Annotated in this window: 16 protein-coding genes; 10 read left to right on the top strand and 6 right to left on the bottom strand. The window is 63.7% G+C overall.

The genetic code is table 11. From position 1 onward, the window contains the following. Nucleotides 1-5: 5 nt before the first annotated feature. From V5F77_RS06695 to V5F77_RS06675, 5 genes are all read right to left on the bottom strand, one after another. Nucleotides 6-710: an ABC transporter ATP-binding protein gene (locus V5F77_RS06695; protein ID WP_429004555.1), complete on the bottom strand. Its 705-nt coding sequence runs from the start codon at nt 708-710 to the stop codon at nt 6-8. After that, entirely contained in the window at nt 703-1,488 is a 786-nt protein-coding gene (locus V5F77_RS06690) for an ABC transporter ATP-binding protein (RefSeq protein WP_429004554.1), read from the bottom strand. The genes V5F77_RS06695 and V5F77_RS06690 overlap by 8 nt, the downstream gene beginning before the upstream one ends. 1 nt (nt 1,489) lies before the next feature. Then, nucleotides 1,490-2,527 carry a branched-chain amino acid ABC transporter permease gene (locus V5F77_RS06685; RefSeq protein ID WP_429004553.1) on the bottom strand — a complete coding sequence of 346 codons (1,038 nt, stop codon included), beginning with the start codon at nt 2,525-2,527 and terminating at the stop codon, nt 1,490-1,492. A 3-nt stretch (nt 2,528-2,530) separates the two neighbouring features. Next, nucleotides 2,531-3,382: a branched-chain amino acid ABC transporter permease gene (locus tag V5F77_RS06680; protein WP_429004552.1), complete on the bottom strand. Its 852-nt coding sequence runs from the start codon at nt 3,380-3,382 to the stop codon at nt 2,531-2,533. A gap of 68 nt (nt 3,383-3,450) precedes the next feature. Beyond that, nucleotides 3,451-4,668: an ABC transporter substrate-binding protein gene (locus V5F77_RS06675; protein ID WP_429004551.1), complete on the bottom strand. Its 1,218-nt coding sequence runs from the start codon at nt 4,666-4,668 to the stop codon at nt 3,451-3,453. A 454-nt stretch (nt 4,669-5,122) separates the two neighbouring features. On the opposite strand from V5F77_RS06675, the gene V5F77_RS06670 reads away from it, so the two are divergent. From V5F77_RS06670 to V5F77_RS06660, 3 genes are all read left to right on the top strand, one after another. Then, nucleotides 5,123-6,331: an ABC transporter substrate-binding protein gene (locus V5F77_RS06670; protein WP_429004550.1), complete on the top strand. Its 1,209-nt coding sequence runs from the start codon at nt 5,123-5,125 to the stop codon at nt 6,329-6,331. Nucleotides 6,332-6,426: 95 nt separating this feature from the next. Further along, nucleotides 6,427-7,494 carry a phenylacetaldoxime dehydratase family protein gene (locus tag V5F77_RS06665; RefSeq protein WP_429004549.1) on the top strand — a complete coding sequence of 356 codons (1,068 nt, stop codon included), beginning with the start codon at nt 6,427-6,429 and terminating at the stop codon, nt 7,492-7,494. A 94-nt stretch (nt 7,495-7,588) separates the two neighbouring features. After that, nucleotides 7,589-8,569 (top strand): serine hydrolase, encoded by a 981-nt coding sequence (locus tag V5F77_RS06660; protein WP_429004548.1) that lies wholly within the window; start codon nt 7,589-7,591, stop codon nt 8,567-8,569. Nucleotides 8,570-8,601: 32 nt separating this feature from the next. On the opposite strand, the gene V5F77_RS06655 is transcribed toward V5F77_RS06660, so the two are convergent. Beyond that, on the bottom strand, nt 8,602-9,897 hold the full coding sequence (locus V5F77_RS06655) for an MFS transporter (RefSeq protein ID WP_429004598.1): 1,296 nt from the start codon (nt 9,895-9,897) through the stop codon (nt 8,602-8,604). A gap of 210 nt (nt 9,898-10,107) precedes the next feature. Here V5F77_RS06655 and cyoA point away from each other — a divergent pair, with 210 nt between their 5' ends. Genes cyoA through V5F77_RS06620 form a run of 7 tightly spaced genes read left to right on the top strand, consistent with a single transcriptional unit; the run spans nt 10,108 to nt 16,980 of the window. Further along, nucleotides 10,108-11,286, top strand: a complete 1,179-nt coding sequence (gene cyoA, locus V5F77_RS06650) for a ubiquinol oxidase subunit II (protein ID WP_429004547.1) — start codon at nt 10,108-10,110, stop codon at nt 11,284-11,286. Between the two features lie 11 nt (nt 11,287-11,297). Next, nucleotides 11,298-13,337, top strand: coding sequence for a cytochrome o ubiquinol oxidase subunit I (gene cyoB / locus V5F77_RS06645; RefSeq protein WP_429004546.1), 2,040 nt, complete (start codon nt 11,298-11,300; stop codon nt 13,335-13,337). Then, complete coding sequence (gene cyoC / locus V5F77_RS06640) at nt 13,334-13,963, top strand: cytochrome o ubiquinol oxidase subunit III (RefSeq protein ID WP_429004545.1); 630 nt, start codon at nt 13,334-13,336, stop codon at nt 13,961-13,963. Before cyoB ends, cyoC begins: the two co-directional genes overlap by 4 nt. After that, complete coding sequence (gene cyoD / locus V5F77_RS06635) at nt 13,960-14,358, top strand: cytochrome o ubiquinol oxidase subunit IV (RefSeq protein ID WP_429004544.1); 399 nt, start codon at nt 13,960-13,962, stop codon at nt 14,356-14,358. The genes cyoC and cyoD overlap by 4 nt, the downstream gene beginning before the upstream one ends. A gap of 32 nt (nt 14,359-14,390) precedes the next feature. Further along, nucleotides 14,391-15,134, top strand: a complete 744-nt coding sequence (locus tag V5F77_RS06630) for an SURF1 family protein (RefSeq protein ID WP_429004543.1) — start codon at nt 14,391-14,393, stop codon at nt 15,132-15,134. A 33-nt stretch (nt 15,135-15,167) separates the two neighbouring features. Beyond that, on the top strand, nt 15,168-16,457 hold the full coding sequence (locus tag V5F77_RS06625; RefSeq protein WP_429004542.1) for an ATP-binding protein: 1,290 nt from the start codon (nt 15,168-15,170) through the stop codon (nt 16,455-16,457). After that, on the top strand, nt 16,447-16,980 hold the full coding sequence (locus V5F77_RS06620) for a response regulator transcription factor (RefSeq protein WP_429004597.1): 534 nt from the start codon (nt 16,447-16,449) through the stop codon (nt 16,978-16,980). Before V5F77_RS06625 ends, V5F77_RS06620 begins: the two co-directional genes overlap by 11 nt. Nucleotides 16,981-17,511: the final 531 nt, after the last annotated feature.

Here is a 17,511-nt window from a genome sequence, read left to right as displayed (position 1 = left end):
CGGTGCTAGACGCCGAGGTAGGCCCGCCGCACGCCCGGGTCCGCCTGGAGATCCTGTGCGCTGCCGCTCAGCACCACGTGGCCGGCTTCCAGTACGTAGCCCCGATGGGCAACCGACAAGGCGAGTACGGCGTTCTGCTCCACCAGCAGCACCGAGACGCCCTGCTTGTTGATCTCGCCGATCGCAGCGTGGAGCTCCTCCACCACGATCGGCGCCAAGCCGTGGCTCGGCTCGTCCAGCAGCATCAGCTTGGGATTGCCCATCAAGGCGCGGCCGATGGAGACCATCTGTTGCTCGCCGCCCGACATGGAGCCGGCCATCTGCGTGCGCCGCTCGGCAAGACGCGGGAACAGGGCGAACACGCGGTCCATGCGCGCAGAAAGATCGCGGCTGCGCCGGTCGCCATAGGCGCCCATCATGAGATTGTCGGCGGTGGACATGCGCGGAAACACATGACGCCCTTCCGGCACATGACCGATGCCGAGCGCGGGAATGGTGTGCGCGAGGCGCCCGAGCAGGCTCTCGCCCTCGAAGACGATACTGCCGCGCGCCTTGGCGACCAAGCCGGAGATGCTACGCAGAAGCGTGGTCTTGCCAGCTGTATTGGCGCCAAGCACCGCTACCGTCTCGCCACGCGCCACGTCGAGCGCGACATCCTCGAGTACATTGGGTCCGCCATAGGAGGCGCTGAGGCCGCGGATCTCAAGCATGGTCGCCTCCTTCGGTGGGCGCCGTCCCGCCAGCGGCGCCGTGCGCCGCCCCTTGGCCAAGATAAGCTTCGATCACCAGCGGATTGTTCGCGACCTCGAGGGGGGTACCCTCGGCGAGCAGCCGACCGAAATTCACCACAAGGAGGCGGTCGCACAAAGCCATGATGGCACGCATGTGATGCTCGACCACGAGGAAGGTCAGCCCCTCGTCGCGCAGCGCGCGGATGACCGCCATTACCTCGTCCATCTCGCTCGGGGTGAGGGCGGCCATCACCTCGTCCAGCAGGAGGACCTTGGGTTCGGTGGCGAGCGCGCGGGCCATCTCCACCAGCGCCTTCTGGGGGAAGGTGAGATCGGCGACGTCGGCATCGGCGATCGGGCCAAGGCCGAGCTTGTCGAGCACCGTAAGCGCCTTGGCCCGGGCGTTGGAAAGGTCGTGGCGCAGCAGGGCGGCGGTGAGGACATTCTCCAGTACGCTCATATCGGGAAACAAGGCGGCGTTCTGGAAGGTCTTGGTCATGCCCTTGGCGGCCACAACGTGCGGCTTGACGCCGGACACCTTCTCGCCCCTCAGAAGCACGCTGCCGGAGGTGAGCCGCTGGAGACCGACCAGCGAATTGAACAATGTGGTCTTACCGGCGCCATTGGGGCCGATCAGGCCGACGATCTCGCCGGCTCCGAGGGTGAAGGAGATGCCGTCCACCGCCTTCAGGCCGCCGAAGGTGACGGCGATGGCCCGGGCTTCGAGTACCGGGGCCGGGAGGGATTGCGCGTGCATCTCACTTGCCTCCCTGCGTACCGGCGGCCACGGCAGGCGATCTGCCCGCAGGCGCGGCGGCCGGGGCAACCACCCTGCGGCTCCAGCGCTTTGGCCAATAGGCCATAATCCCGCGCGGCTGGATGAGGATCGCCGCAATCAGGATCGCGCCGAACACCAGTTGCGACAGACCGGCCGCCTTGGAGGACAGCGTCGCGTTCGCCGCCTCCTCCAGTGGGATCAGGAACAGCGCGCCGATGATCGGGCCGCCGAGCGTGCCGAGCCCGCCGACGATGGCAATCATCGCCATCCGCACCGAGACACCCGCCAGCGAGAAGATGGAATCCGGATCGAAGAAGAAGGTGAATTGTGCGAACACCGAGCCGCACACGGCGGTCAGCGCCGCCGAAATGACGCTGGCGGTGAGCTTTACGCGGAAGGTATCGACGCCCGCGACTTCGGCGGCCGCCTCATTCTCGCGCACCGCCCGCAGCCGATAGCCGATGGCGCCGCGGGCCAGCAGCCCGAACACCAGGCACACCAGAGCCAGCAGGCCGAGGATGATCCAATAATAAGAGGAGACCGCCCGAAACGCGAAGTTCAGCGGCTGGCTGCCCACGAACGGGATGGAGACCCCCACCGGCCCGCCCGTCAGCGAGGCCCAGGAATTGGCGATCACCCGCATCACCTCGGCGAAGGCGAGGGTGGCGAGGGCGAAATAATGCCCCTTCAGGCGGAAGGTCGGCAGCGACAGCAGGGCCGCCGCCAATCCCGCCAGCGCCGCGCCCGCCACCAGCCCCAGCCAGGGCGAGATGCCGAGCCGCAGATAGAGCAAGGACGAAGTATAGGCGCCGATCCCGAAAAACGCGGCATGGCCGAGCGAGACCTGGTTCGCGAGCCCGCCGACGATGTTCCAGGATTGCGCCAGCGCCGCGAACAGCAGCGCCATGGCGGCGATGCGCAGCACATGGCCGCGCGGGTCCACGTAAAACGGCAGCAGGGCCGCCGCGACGAAGAACAGGAGGAGGAGCACCAGCCCCGGCGTGAGTTTCGCGCGCATGGCTCAGGCGCCCTTGATGAGGCCCTGCGGGCGCAGGGCGAGAACGGCGATGAAGATGACGAATAGGCAGAGATTTTGGAGCTGGATCGGGAAGAACAGGGTGGACACCGACTGCACGATCCCCACCACCAGCCCGCCGGCCAGGGCACCCCCGACGCTGCCGAGCCCGCCCAGCACCACGACCGTGAACATGACCACCACGAACTGGCCGCCGATGGTGGGGCTGACCGTAATGTACGGCAGGATCACCGCCCCGCCGAACGCGGTCAGCGCGACCCCGAGGCCGAACGCCACCCCATAGGTGAGGCGGGTATCCACCCCGGTCAGCGTCGCCGCCATGGGGTCCTGCGCCACCGCGCGGATGGCACGTCCGGTCCAGGAGCGGTCGAGGAACAGCCACAAGGCAGCTGAAAGGAACAGGGCCGCAGCAAACGCATAGAGATACGGCGCGCCCACAAAGATATCGCCGAAGCGGAAGCCCTGCACCTGATAGGGCACGCTGACAGAACGGAAATCCGAGCCGAACAGCATGAGCGCGGCATTCTCCAGCACAATCAGCAGGCCGACCGTGAGAAACACCTGAGCCGCCGGCGGCGCCTTCAGCACGCGGGCGATCAGCAGGCGCTGCACCAGATAGCCGACGACGAACACCACGGCGAAGGACAGGACCGAGCCGAGCAGCGGATCGAGCCCGAGATAACGCCAGGCGAACCATGCGACATACATGCCGAGCATCAGGAACTCGGCCTGGGCGAAATTGACCACGCCCAGAACGCCGAACACGAGAGACAGGCCCGTGGCGATGACGCCATAGACGCCGCCGAGAAGAATGCCGTCGACCAGGGATTGCAACATGACGTCCACCACGAAGGGAGGAAATAAACCCCTCTCCCGCCGGGGGAGAGGGGGCGAGATCGCTCCGATCAGGGGATAGGCTTGCCGGCCCACACCGGCTTCTGCTTCGCCGCCTTCGGGGGATAGACGGTGACCGGCTCGTCGCCGCGCCATTGCACCATGATGGGGAAGGCCGAGGCATTGAGTCCGTTGGCGTCGAACTTCACGCAGCCGCCCGGCACGCCGCGCGCGAAGCCGGCGCAATAATCCAGGGTGGCGAGGGCGTCGCGGATCTTCTCGGGATCCTTGGACTTGGCCTTCTCGATGGCCTGCACCACCGCATCCAAGGCCGCCGCGTGGATCAGCGCCTCATGGGTGATGAAGGTGCCGTACTTTTCCTTGTACTTGGCAGCGAGGTCGGGGATCAGGTCGCCGGAGGCGGCGGCCACCGAGAGCACGCCTTCGGCGTACTCGCCGAGGCCCTTCTTGAAGTCGGGAATGATGTAGCCGGCCGCGCCGCCCACCACCGGGATGTCGATCTGCTGCTGGCGCAGCGCGCGGATGATCTGGAGGCCGTCATTGAGATAGGACACGGGAAAGGCCATCTGCGCGCCGGATGCCCGCAGCTTGTTCACCAGCGGGGATACATCGGTGATGCCGAGGGGATAGGCCTCGTCCAGCACCACCTGAACGCCCGCCTGCTTGGCCGCCTCGCGCAGGCCCTTGGCCTGGGCGGTACCATAGGCAGTGTCCTCATAAAGGATGGCGATCTTGTCGATCTTCTCGCCTGCGGCCTTGGCGATCTCGGTCGCGTAATCGAACTGCGCCGCGCCGAAAACCGTCCCCTTGGGCGACACCTGGAACACGTATTTGTAACCGCGTCCGGTAATCTGATCGGCGAAGGCGAAGGTCACCAGCGGAATACCGGCGCGCTCTGTCACTTCGGATGCTGCAAGCGTGGTGGAAGAGACGAAAGCCCCGATCACCGCGCTGACATTGTTCTGGGAGATCAGGCGCTGGGTGGCGGCAGCGGCGGTGGCCGGGGTCGGCACGTCGGCCACCACGAGGCTGACCTTCGCCCCGCCGAGCGCCTTGATGCCGCCGGCGGCATTGATCATTTCCGCAGCCAGCTCGGTGCCCCGCTGCGAGCCGATGCCGAACTGCGCGTTAGGCCCGCTGAGCGGCTGGATCACGCCGATCACCACATCTTCCGCCGCCACAGCGCCGTTCACGGCGAAGGTCCCGGACAGGGCCAGGCTCATCAGGCCGGCAAGAACGATACGGCGACGGACGGTCGCTTGGAACATGACGTTCACCTCGCAGAAAACGGTCGCTGAGGACCCGATAACGACGAGCCTAGGCCACGTCGGTATTTCTCGTCAACTTGTGTCTTGCGTCGAAAATTGGGCGCCCAAGCTCAGGAACCAGGCATTTCCACTTAACTTATTGATATTTATATGTTTTATATGCATACAAATTCATCATTAGATCTAATTGTCTTCGATCCATATCGTGTCGGACTTTTTCGACCATTGCCCGTCTTTTAACAGATAATAATTGATCGATCCGGTCGGGATTAAAGGCCAATAATCCGTTACATGTCGAATTTAGTCGACGTCCTTATTTTCGGAAAAACCGTTATATATGCTCATTTTTTATGCATCAAATAAATAATTTTTCGAGTTTAGTCGGAGTGAATTGACATCTATTCAACTTCGTTTTCATTCTGTCGCGCCTTCCATAAAAAACGGGAACATGCACATGCGCGACATCTGGAACGGGAGCCGGGCGACGATCCTTGCCGCCGGCCTCTCCCTCGCCGTCGTCCCCGCCGTACACGCCCAGGAGAGCGTGAAGATCGGCGTCGTCCTGCCGCTCAGCGGTCCGAACGCCCAGTTCGGTGTCAACAGCCGCAATGGCATCGAGATGGCGGCGGACGCCATCAATGCCGCCGGCGGCCTCAAGGGGCTCGGCGGCGCGAAGATCGAGTTGGTCTATGCCGACGTGCCAAGCCCGGCGTCGGCCGCCGCCGCCACCCAGCGCCTGCTCAGCCAGGACAAGGTGGTGGGCATGCTCGGCGCCTTCGTCTCATCGGTGACCCTGGCCGCCTCGGAGGTCACGGAGCGCGCCGGCATCCCCATGATCACCCATTCGTTCGCCGACCAGATCACAGCGCGCGGCTACAAATACATCTTCCAGGTCTCTGCCAAGGCGACCACCTACGGACAGGCGCAATTCGATTACGCCGCCGCGCTGGCGAAAAAGGCGGGCGCGCCGGTCACCAAGGTCGCTATTTTCTATGAGGACACCGCCTATGGCACCGCCCAGGCCAAGGGCCTGCGCGAAGCGGCCAACAAGGCCGGCATCCCTCTCGTGGTGGACGAGGCCTATCCCCTCGGCATCACCGATGTATCCCCGCTGATCAACAAGCTGCGCGCCTCCGGGGCGGACATCGTCTTCCCCGTCTCCTATTTCAACGACGCGCTCCAGATCATCCGCGCCATGCGCCAGCAGAAGATCGAGATGCCCATCGTCGGCGGCGCCGCCGGATACATCATCCCCGACTTCGCCAAGGGCCTCGGCGAATATGCCGACGGCGTCTTCTCCATCGCTCCAGCGAATTACGATCTCGCCCCGGCGCTCGCCGCCAAGTACAAGGAAAAATACGGGACTTTCATGACCCACGAGGTCATCATGTATGGTGCCGCGCTCGAACACATGGCCAAAGCCATTGACACCGCCAAGTCGCGCGATCCCGACAAGATCCGCGATGCCATCGCCGCTCTGAAACTGTGCGGCGAGGGCTTCGCCAAGGGCATTCCCGGCGGCTGCACCGCCTTCGATGCCACCGGCCTTTCCTCGACCGCCTATCCCATCTTCGTGGAATGGCGGGGCGCCGATCTCGTGACGGTCTATCCCTTCGAGACCGCCAAGGCGGCGGCGCGCTGGAACGGCAAAACCCTCAACTGATACCCTACCCTCAACTGATGCCCTGCGGCCGCGACGCGTTGAGGCGCCGCGGCCGCGGTCTCTGCCAGCACCTGTCCCCGTCCCGCGAGCCCGCCATGGTTTTCCACGTCACCTATCCGCGCATCGTCCCGGAACGCCGCCCACCCGGCCACGAACCGGCGGCGCCGCGCTTCTCCCTGCGCTGGAGCGAACCCGTGAGCCTGCTGGTGAGCGATTATTTCGCGCTCCAGGGGGAAGGGCTCGACTGGGCGGAGCAGGCGGACTTCTTCACCCGCCTGCGCGCCGCTTTCGAGGTGGACGGCCCGTGCGAGCACGAAATCATGCGCACCACCGACGAGACCGGAGCGGTCAACGCCATCCTGGTCGCTTATTGGCTGGACGCGACGGCCCATGCCCGCTGGAGCGCGGCCTCGCCCTTCATGACCTGGTTCCGCGATCCCGCCCGGCGCGCCGGACCGCGCGGCCTGTGGCGCGAGACCATCCGCGTGCCCTACGACCGGCACGAGACCATCTATTCGGCTCCGAACTATCCCATCGGCCTTGCCCGCACGCCGGGTGCCACCCTCCAGCCCATCACCATGAACGGCTATTTCGGCGCCGCGCGCGACCGCATGCCGGTGTCCGCCATCGATCCGCTGGACAGCCCCTATGGGGAAGGCATGCCGACGCGCCGCACGCCGGCGAGCCTCGGCCGCCGCCTGCGGGTGACCTCATCCCACAATATGATTGCCATCCGCTCCGGCCAGTATTGGGAAGGCGCGGGCAACGAGCAGACCGCCGATTACCACGACAATCTCCAGCCCAAGCTGATGCGCGGCATGGGCCATCTCGTGGACAATCCGGTCGAGACCGGCACCCTGTCGCTGCGGGTGATGACCAATCTCGATCCGGAGGGAACGCCGCGCAAGGAAACCTCCGTGCACGGCTATTTCATCTCTCTGGAGCATCTGGAGCGATGGGCGAAATCCCACGAGACCCATCTCGACATCTATCGCCACGCCATCGCGATGAACCGCCTCCACAAGGAGAAGCGGGAGGTCGTCACCTGGCACGAGGTGTTCGCCCTGCTGGAGGGCGCGCACATGGAATATGTGAACTGCCATCCCGGCACCGGCCTGCTGCCCTATTTCGAGGCCGTGGATATCGGCGGTCGCGGCACCTGAGGCCCATCCGGTACACGGTATCGCACACACATGCGCCTCCTTGGGTCCGGGCGGCGCATGATGTACCGTGCGCCAACTTCAGGGAGGCTAGGCTATGGGCTTGAATCGGCGGCTGTTTCTTTCCGGCGCTGCGGTCGCGCCCATGGCGCTCGCCACGGCCTCGATCGCCAGTAGCGTGCCCGAGGGCGTGCGCTCAGGCTTGGCGCAATTCGACAAAGTGACGGGCACCAAAAGCTGCCTGATCGTGTGCGAGGGGCCAGGCCAAAGCTGGCAGGATCAGCGCGACCCCGATGCCCCCCTGTTCATCGGCAGCGCGGTGAAGACTTTCATCCTCGCCCAGACGCTGCGGGCCCAGGAGGCCGGACTGCTCTCCGAAAACGACCAATGGGCGGTCGACGATGCCGTCCGCTCGGTCAGCAGCCCGGTGTTCTTGAACCTCACCGGTACCACCCCGGCCCGCAGCATTCTCGAGGCCATGATCACCCACAGCGACAACACCGCGACCGATATCGCATTGTCCAAGGTGGGACCGGACAAGGTGCGCGCGCTGATAGCGGAAGCCGGGCTCACAAAGACCCGCATCCCCGATTCCACGCGTCGCCTGTTCTCCTACATCGCAGGCGCGCCAATCGGCACGGATATCGGCTGGGAGGGCGTGCGGAAGCTTGCCACCGGCTGGACGCCCGGCGCCCCGCGCTCCGCCATCAACGACCACGAAACCATGGTGAGCACCGCCTCAGACCTGGTGCAATGGTATCGGACCGCGCTCACCGGGAAATATTTTTCCAAACCGGAAAGTCTCACCGAGTTCATGCGCATCCAATCCATGGCGGACGCCATCGCCCAGGTGGTGCCGCCGGGGCTTGCCGCCTATGCCAAGGGCGGAAGCATCGATTGGAACAAATTCCACTGCTTCTGCTTGCCGGGCCAGATGGTGGTGGGTGCGGCAAGGGTGACCTTCAGCTTCACGATCAACTGGACGGGGCCCGACGAAAGCGTCGCCGCCCTCTTCCCGGCGTTCCGAGATAGCGTCGCGGCCACCCTCAAGGGGGCAGCGGACGCGCTCAGGGGCTGAGAACACCTGAAGCGCCCCCCGGCAAGGCCAGCTTAGCCGCCGCCCAGCTCCAGCTTCTTGTTGATCTGCAACGCCACCAAAGTGCAGATTGCGCCTGAAAGCAGATAGGCGCCGGCCGAAATCAGGCCGAAGTTGCTCGACAGCAAGAGCGCGACCAGCGGGGCAAACCCCGCTCCGAACAGCCAGGCGAGATCGTTGGTCAGGGCCGAGGCGGTGTAGCGATAATTACGCCCGAAGTTGGCGGCAACCGCGCCGGAGGCTTGGCCGAACGACAGGCCAAGCAGGATGAAGCCCATCACCATGAAGGCGGTCTCGCCGACCAAGCCGGCATTCAGCAATTGCGGGGCGAAGCCGCTGAACACCGCGATCGCCGCCGCCGAGGCGCCGAGCAGGTTTCGCCGGCCCACGCGATCGGCGACGAAGCCGGACGCGACGATGGCCCCGATGCCGAAGACCGCGCCGACGATCTCGATCACCAGGAAGCGCGCGGCCCCCTCGTTGGTGAACAAGAACACCCAGGAGAGCGGGAACACCGTGACCATGTGAAACAAGGCGAATGTGGCGAGCGGCGCGAATGCGCCGATCAGGATGCCGCGCTTTTCCGCACGCACGGTTTCGGTCACCGTCGCGGGCCGCAATTCGCCGCGCTTGAACAGCTCGGTATATTCCGGCGTCACCGCCATGCGCAGGCGAGCGAACAGGGCCACCACATTGATCGCAAAGGCGACGAAGAACGGGTAGCGCCAGCCCCAGGTGAAGAAGTCTCCAGGCGAGAGGTTGCCGACGAAGAAGGCGAACAAGCCGTTCGCGACGATAAGGCCCAGGGGCGCGCCCAATTGCGGGATCATCGCGTACCAGCCGCGCCGCTCAACTGGCGCATTGAGCGCCAGAAGAGGCGCCAGACCGTCCCACGTGCCACCCCAGGATAGGCCCTGGCCGATCCGGAACAGGGCAAGGATAAGCGCGGAGGTCCAGCCGATTTGATGATAGCTGGGCAGAAAGGCGATCGCCACCGTTGAAGTGCCGAGCAGGACCAACGCTGCCGTGAGCTTCGCGCCGCGCCCATAGGCCCGGTCGACCGCCATAAAGAGTGCGGTGCCGAACGGCCGAGCGACGAAGGCGAGAGCAAAGATGGCAAAGGAATAAAGCGTTCCCGTTAGGGCATCCACATAGGGAAACACCAGTTTGGGAAAGACCAGGACTGCCGCGGTGGCATAGACGAAGAAATCGAAAAATTCGGAAGTTCGGCCGATTATCACGCCGATGGCAATCTCGCCGGGATCCACCGAACCATGGCCGGCATTGATCTGCCTGGCGTCCCGTTCCATCGTCGATGACGCTTCCGCCATGATCTTCACACCATTTTGAAGTTGCTTTTTCATACGACAGGCCCCCGCCGCTGGGAAGCGGGGGATCCCAGTGTTCCTTTTCTCTCTCAAGTTTGCATTGCGGCATTGGGCAAATTGTCCAATGTCCCTCGTGGTGCGGTGCAGCTAGCGATGCGGCGGGTCCCAACCACGTGCGTGACAGGTGCTGTATTGAGCCGCTTCCGCGTCCTCGCCTTGCTGCCGCTCATGGCCATTTTGAGCGGCTGTAATTTAACCGTGCTGCATCCGGCGGGTGACGTGGCTTGGCAGCAGCGTGACCTGGTGATCATCTCGACCGTGCTGATGCTGATCATCATCATCCCCGTGATGGTGCTTACCGTGCTGTTTGCCTGGCGCTATCGCCAGTCCAATACCGAGGCGCGTTATGAGCCGGAGTGGCACCACTCGACCCATCTGGAACTCGTGATCTGGGCGGCGCCGCTGCTCATCATCATCTGCCTCGGCGCGCTGACCTGGATGGGTACTCACCTGCTCGATCCCTATCGTCCCATCGACCGCATCGCCGAGGACAGGCCGGTTCCCCCGAACACGCAGCCGCTCGAAGTTGAAGTGGTGGCACTCGATTGGAAGTGGCTGTTCATCTATCCGCAATACGGAATCGCCTCGGTGAATGAACTGGCAGCGCCGGTGGACCGGCCGATCGCCTTTCGCATCACCTCTTCTTCAGTGATGAACTCGTTCTACATTCCCGCGCTCGCCGGTCAGATCTATGCCATGCCGGGCATGCAGACGAAGCTTCACGCGGTTATCAACAAGGCCGGCACGTACCGCGGCTTTTCCGCCAACTACAGCGGCGCCGGCTTCTCCGGCATGCATTTCCGGTTCCTCGGCCAGTCCACCGCCGATTTCGACACATGGCTGGCCAGCGCCAAGGCGGGCGGTGGCAACCTCACCCGCCCAGCTTATCTCGAGCTTGAGAAGCCAAGCCAGAATGTCCCCGTCACCCGTTTCGCCCAAGTGGATCCGGCGCTCTACAATGCGATCCTCAACATGTGCGTCGAGCCGGGCAAGATGTGCATGAGCGAGATGATGGCAATCGACGAGAAGGGCGGCCTGGGCATGGCCGGCATCGCCAATGTCCTTCCCCTCACCTATGACAAATATGCCCGTCGTGGCAGCGTGTTCGGCGGTAAGCCCGGGATGGTGGTTGGAATCTGCTCGCCGGAAGATCTGATCGCGCCGGCCGCAAGCATCGGCGCCCTGGCGCCCAGCGCGGCGCCCGGACCTGCGCGCATCCTCGGGGCCGGCCTGCCGGCACCCTCCTTCACGCCCATCAGCGCCCCAGCGGACCTTCTCGCGCCCGCGGCGCGCCGGCCCTCAAACTCCTGACGCGAGACGCCATGTCTGTAACCAACGTGTCTCAATCCGCCGTGTCCGCGTTCTCGACGCCTGTAAGCCCGATTTTCGGTCGGCTGACGTTCGAGAGCCTGCCCTTCCATGAGCCCATTCTCGTGGCCACCTTCTCCGTGGTGGCGTTGGGCGGCATCGCGGTGGTCGGCGCGCTCACCTATTTTCGGCTCTGGGGTTATCTCTGGCGCGAGTGGTTCACCAGCGTGGACCATAAGAAGATCGGCATCATGTACATGGTGCTCGGCATCATCATGCTGCTGCGCGGCTTCGCCGATGCCATCATGATGCGCCTGCAGCAGGCGATGGCCTTCGGCGGGTCCGACGGTTACCTGCCCGCGCATCATTACGACCAGATCTTCACCGCCCACGGTGTGATCATGATCTTCTTCGTCGCCATGCCGCTGGTGACCGGACTCATGAACTATGTGGTGCCGCTGCAGATCGGTGCGCGCGACGTGTCCTTTCCGTTCCTGAACAATTTCAGCTTCTGGATGACCGTCGGCGGCGCTGTCCTCGTCATGATGTCGCTCTTCATCGGCGAGTTCGCGCAGACAGGGTGGCTCGCCTATCCCCCACTTTCCGGCATTTCCTACAGTCCGGACTCTGGGGTGGATTATTATATCTGGGCGCTGCAGGTGGCAGGTGTGGGCACGACGCTCTCGGGTATCAACCTGATTTGCACCATCGTGAAGATGCGCGCCCCCGGCATGACCCTGATGAAGATGCCGATCTTCACCTGGACCTCGCTGTGCACCAATGCGCTGATCGTTGCCTCGTTCCCGATCCTCACCGCAGTGCTCGCGCTGCTGGCGCTGGACCGATACTTCGGCATGAACTTCTTCACCAACGACTTCGGCGGCAGCCCGATGTTGTACGTGAACCTGATCTGGATCTGGGGTCACCCCGAGGTGTACATCCTGATCCTGCCGGCTTTCGGCGTGTTCTCGGAAGTGGCCTCCACCTTCTCAGGCAAGCGCCTGTTCGGCTACACCTCGATGGTCTATGCGACCGTGGTCATCACGATCCTGTCCTACCTCGTGTGGCTGCACCACTTCTTCACCATGGGTTCGGGTGCCAGCGTGAATTCCTTCTTCGGGATCACGACCATGATCATCTCGATCCCGACCGGCGCGAAGATCTTCAACTGGCTGTTCACCATGTACCGCGGGCGCATCAAGTTCGAGCTGCCCATGATGTACACGGTGGCGTTCATGCTGACCTTCGTGATCGGCGGCATGACCGGCGTGCTGCTCGCCGTGCCGCCGGCAGACTTCGTGCTGCACAACTCCCTATTCCTGATCGCCCATTTCCATAACGTCATCATCGGCGGCGTGGTGTTCGGCATGTTCGCGGGCATTGCCTACTGGTGGCCGAAGGCGTTCGGCTTCCGGCTCGATCCATTCTGGGGCAAGATGTCGTTCTGGTTCTGGGTGGTGGGCTTCTACTTCGCCTTTATGCCACTCTATGTGCTTGGCCTGATGGGCGTCACCCGCCGCCTGCGAGTGTTCGACGATCCCTCGCTGCAGATCTGGTTTATCGTCGCGGCCTTCGGTGCATTCCTGATCCTGCTCGGCATCCTCTCCTTCCTGGTGCAGATTGCCGTCAGCATCATGAAACGTGACCAGCTGCGCGACACCACGGGCGACCCGTGGAACGGACGGACCCTGGAATGGGCGACCTCCTCCCCGCCGCCGGACTATAATTTCGCCTTCACCCCGGTCATCCACGATGGGGATGCTTGGTGGGATATGAAGCAGCGGGGCTACAAGCGCCCGCTGGAGGGGTTCAGGCCCATCCACATGCCCCGCAACACGCCGGCCGGCATGTTGCTCGCCGGGTGCGCCGTGGCGCTGGGCTTCGCCCTGATCTGGTACATCTGGTGGCTGGCGGCTGTAAGCTTCGTGGCGCTGCTCGGCGTCGCCATCACCCACACCTTTAACTACAATCGCGACTTCTCCATTCCCGCTGAAGACGTGATCCGGGCTGAGGAAGAGCGCACACGCCTCCTCGCCGCGCAGGTGACGCCATGACGCTCGCAGCGACCTCAAACAGCGCCGCCGCGCCGGTCTTCTACGAAGTCGAGGAGCATGCCCACGCCGAAGGCGGAAGCACAGCCCTTGGCTTCTGGATCTATCTGATGAGCGATTGCCTCATCTTCGCGATGCTGTTCGCCACCTATGGCGTGCTCGGCGGAAATTACGCGGCAGGCCCTGGGCCGAAGGATCTCTTCGACCTCAATCTCGTGGCGCTCAACACCACGATGCTGCTGTTCTCCTCCATCACCTATGGCTTCGCCATGCTGGCGATGGCGCAGGGGCGAGTCGGGCAGGTTCAGGCTTGGCTGGTCGTCACGGCCCTGTTCGGCCTGGCCTTCCTATCCATCGAGTTGTTCGAGTTCGCGCACATGATTCATGAGGGCGCGACCCCGCAGCGCAGCGCCTTCCTCTCCGCCTTCTTCACCTTGGTGGGGACCCACGGGCTACACGTGACGTTCGGCCTGGTCTGGCTGGTGACCCTCATGGTGCAGGTGGGCCGGCGCGGCCTCATCCCGGCAAACCGCCGCCGGCTCATGTGCCTCAGCATGTTCTGGCACTTCCTGGACGTGATCTGGATTGGCGTCTTCACCTTTGTCTATTTGATGGGAATGCTGCGATGACCGCGCAAGCGCACCACCACCAGGACGCCCCCGCAGAGCACGGCCACGGTGCGGATCACGACGAGGCGGATGCACACGGCTCGCTGCGCAGTTACGGGATCGGCTTTGGCCTGTCCGTCATCCTCACCGCCATTCCCTTCTGGCTGGTGATGGACGGCGTGCTCGGCAACAATCAGGTAACCGCGATCGTAATCATGGCCTTCGCCGTGGTTCAGATCGTCGTGCACATGATCTTCTTCCTGCACATGAACACGCGGGTGGAAGGCGGTTGGAGCATGATGGCGCTGATGTTCACGATCATTGTCGTGGTCATCGCGCTGAGCGGTTCGCTCTGGGTCATGTATCATCTCAACACGAACATGATGCCGGTCCACGACATGCGCCAGATGCCTTGATCGGAACTGCCGGCGCGAAGGAGCGACCGGCGGTGACCGGCCTGCAAGATCCCGCAGCCAACATGGCCGCGCCAGAAAAGACGGCGACGCCCCGGGGCGGCAGGCGAATTGTGCTGCGTCTTCTGGCCGTCGGCGTCTGCTTGGTGTTGGTGGCGCTCGGCGCCTGGCAGGTGCAACGGCGCGCCTGGAAGCTCGATCTGATCCAACGCGTCGATGCCCGCATCCATGCGTCGCCGGTTCCCGCCCCGGGACCCGCCGCCTGGAAATCCGGTTCCCCCGCGGCGGACGAATATCTTCGCGTCCAGGCATCCGGCATCTTCCTGAACGACCGGCAGACCCTGGTGAAGGCCGTCACCGAGCGCGGGGGCGGTTATTGGGTACTCACGCCGCTCCGAACCGACGCCGGCTTCACCGTGATCGTGAACCGGGGTTTCATCCCAACGGATCAAGCCCAGGCTGGCTTAATCACCGAAACGCCGCCGCGCCAAGTCTCGGTGACAGGCCTGCTACGGCTCAGTGAACCGGCGGGTGGCTTCCTACGCGCCAATGATCCGGACGGCGGCCGCTGGTATTCTCGTGACGTCCCCGCCATCGCCGAAAAGCGCGGCCTCGGTATCGTCGCCCCCTATTTCATCGACGCGGAGGCGACGCCCGGTGCGCCGGCGGGGCCGGTGGGCGGGTTGACGGTGGTGAATTTTCCGAACAATCACCTGATCTATGCACTCACTTGGTTTGGCTTGGCCGCCATGGCGCTCGCTGCCGCCTTCTTCGTCTGACGCGCCGCCGCCGAACGGGACGGGATCAGGACCATGACGACCTCGATCCACGATTCTGCCAACAAACAGAATCTCGCGCTGCTGATCCAACTGCGCTGGCTGGCCGTGATCGGCCAGGTGGTGACCATTCTGGTGGTGAAATTCTGGTTTGAGGTCGCGCTGCCGCTCGCGGATTTAACGGCGATCATCCTGTTCCTGGTCGGCCTCAACCTCGTCAGCGCCCTCAGGCATTTCAAGAGCGAGACCGTCACCAATACCGAGCTGTTTCTCGAGTTGCTGCTGGATGTCGCGGCTCTGACCGCACAGCTTTATCTCACCGGCGGCGCCACCAATCCGTTCATCTCGCTTTATCTGCTGCAGATCAGCCTTGCCGCCGTGCTGCTGGAGGTCTGGTCCACCTGGACCTTGGTGGCCGTCACAATCGGCTGCTATCTCTGGCTCACCACGAGCTTCCGCAGGCTGTTGCTCCCCGCCCATGAGCCGAACCTGAAGCTGCTGGACCTGCACGTCGATGGAATGTTCGTCTGCTTCCTGCTGGCAGCGACCCTGCTGGTGCTGTTCATCACCCGCATCAACTTCAATCTCCGCACCAGCGATGCGCACCTTGCGCATCTGCGCCAGCAATCGGCAGAGGAGGACCATATCGTCCGTCTCGGCCTGCTGGCCTCCGGCGCCGCCCACGAACTCGGCACGCCGCTCGCCACGCTCTCCGTCATCCTCTCCGACTGGCGGCGGATGGCGGTTTTCAAGGCTGATCCGGAACTCGCTGGCGAACTCGCGGACATGCAAAACCAGCTCGACCGTTGCAAGTCGATCGTTTCGGGCATCCTCATGTCCTCGGGCGAGGCGCGCGGCGAAGGCACGGTGCACACCACAGCCCGCGGCTTCTTTGACGAACTGGTGGAGGAGTGGCGCAGCAGCCGTTCGCCGGCACGGCTGGACTATAGCAACACGATCCTTTCGAGTGCGGCGATCATCTCGGATCCGGCGCTGAAGCAGGTGATCTTCAATGTTTTCGACAATGCGCTGGAAGCCTCGCCGAACTGGGTCGATGTCGCGGTCTTCCAGCGAGCGAACGATTTCGTGATCGTGGTACGCGACGCCGGTCCCGGTTTCGGACTGGACATGCTGGCAGAATTCGGCAAGCCCTATCGTTCGAGCAAGAGCCGGCCCGGAGGCGGCCTCGGCCTGTTCCTGGTGGTCAACGTCGTCCGCAAGCTTGGCGGAAGCGTTGTCGCACAGAACGACCCCGACGGTGGCGCGGTCGTCACTCTAACCCTGCCGTTCGCCGCGCTTTCGCTTGGAGCTGATGATGGACGATAGGCGCGTGCTGGTGATCGTGGAGGACGATGCCGTATTCGCAAGGGCGCTGCGCAAATCGTTCGAGCGGCGGGGATATCAAGTCCTTACCAGCGACCGCCTCGAAGGTATCGTGGCGCTTCTTGCAACCCAGTCCCCGGGCTATGCCGTGGTCGACCTCAAGCTTGCAGGCGGGTCGGGGCTGGAATGCGTAAAGGCGCTGCATCAGCACGATCCGGGAATGAAGATCGTGGTGCTCACCGGCTTCGCCAGCATCGCCACGGCGGTGGAGGCGATCAAGCTTGGTGCCTGCCATTATCTGGCGAAGCCCGCCAATTCCGACGATATCGAGGCCGCCTTCGACCGGGTCGATGGCGATACCTCCATCGCCGTCAGCGCCCGCCCCACCTCGCTGAAGAATCTCGAATGGGAGCGGATTCACGAGACGCTGGTTGAAACCGACTTCAATATCTCGGAAGCCGCGCGGCGCCTCGGCATGCACCGCCGCACACTGGCCCGCAAGCTGGAGAAGAAGCGGGTTCCCTGAATGCCGCCGCCCGCGTGCCCTTCCCTTACGATACGAGCACCTAAACATTGGCTCAATGCCCGGGCATCCGGCGGCGTCACTGCTTACCGCTGCCAGGCAGTAAAACTGAGCATTCTCAAGCTTGAATGCTCTAGGACGACCGACTTGGCCTCGAGATTTGGAAACCCAGATTTGCAGAATGGCACGGGCTTGACACGTCGCCGCCACTTGCGCTTCACGATTTATCCACACAAGAAGGATGAGACTGCGATAGGGTTTAAGCTTCAAACATAGAAAGTCGGCGCCGTGAAGCGGCTTTTGACATTATCCGCAATAGGGGTATCAGGCGCGCTCTGCATCGGGGTGGCCTTTTATCAGATGCTGCTTCCCGCGCCTGCGGCGCAACCGGCACCCTCCCAGGTCGCCGCGGCGGCTCCAACGACGACCGGGTCCGTGCGCGCGCTGCCCGGCCTCCCGTCCACGGTTGCCGTGCCTACGGCCGCTCCGTCTGGCCCCGTGATCGCCCAGGCACACACCACGCTTCCTGCCCTG

This window comes from Roseixanthobacter psychrophilus, from assembly GCF_043195195.1.
Taxonomy (GTDB): domain Bacteria; phylum Pseudomonadota; class Alphaproteobacteria; order Rhizobiales; family Xanthobacteraceae; genus NCEH01.
The sequence above is the reverse complement of the archived record's forward strand: the minus strand, read 5'-3'. Positions and strand labels throughout refer to the sequence as shown.

Bases quoted from the DNA above. Each gene is read 5' to 3' on its own strand.
- V5F77_RS06675 (WP_429004551.1), bottom strand. From the start codon at position 4,668: ATGTTCCAAGCGACCGTCCGTCGCCGTATCGTTCTTGCCGGCCTGATG.
- V5F77_RS06690 (WP_429004554.1), bottom strand. From the start codon at position 1,488: ATGCACGCGCAATCCCTCCCGGCCCCGGTACTCGAAGCCCGGGCCATC.
- V5F77_RS06660 (WP_429004548.1), top strand. From the start codon at position 7,589: ATGGGCTTGAATCGGCGGCTGTTTCTTTCCGGCGCTGCGGTCGCGCCC.
- V5F77_RS06625 (WP_429004542.1), top strand. From the start codon at position 15,168: ATGACGACCTCGATCCACGATTCTGCCAACAAACAGAATCTCGCGCTG.
- cyoC (WP_429004545.1), top strand. From the start codon at position 13,334: ATGACGCTCGCAGCGACCTCAAACAGCGCCGCCGCGCCGGTCTTCTAC.
- V5F77_RS06695 (WP_429004555.1), bottom strand. From the start codon at position 710: ATGCTTGAGATCCGCGGCCTCAGCGCCTCCTATGGCGGACCCAATGTA.
- cyoB (WP_429004546.1), top strand. From the start codon at position 11,298: ATGTCTGTAACCAACGTGTCTCAATCCGCCGTGTCCGCGTTCTCGACG.
- V5F77_RS06685 (WP_429004553.1), bottom strand. From the start codon at position 2,527: ATGCGCGCGAAACTCACGCCGGGGCTGGTGCTCCTCCTCCTGTTCTTC.
- V5F77_RS06665 (WP_429004549.1), top strand. From the start codon at position 6,427: ATGGTTTTCCACGTCACCTATCCGCGCATCGTCCCGGAACGCCGCCCA.
- V5F77_RS06655 (WP_429004598.1), bottom strand. From the start codon at position 9,897: ATGGAACGGGACGCCAGGCAGATCAATGCCGGCCATGGTTCGGTGGAT.
- V5F77_RS06680 (WP_429004552.1), bottom strand. From the start codon at position 3,382: ATGTTGCAATCCCTGGTCGACGGCATTCTTCTCGGCGGCGTCTATGGC.
- V5F77_RS06620 (WP_429004597.1), top strand. From the start codon at position 16,447: ATGGACGATAGGCGCGTGCTGGTGATCGTGGAGGACGATGCCGTATTC.
- V5F77_RS06670 (WP_429004550.1), top strand. From the start codon at position 5,123: ATGCGCGACATCTGGAACGGGAGCCGGGCGACGATCCTTGCCGCCGGC.
- cyoD (WP_429004544.1), top strand. From the start codon at position 13,960: ATGACCGCGCAAGCGCACCACCACCAGGACGCCCCCGCAGAGCACGGC.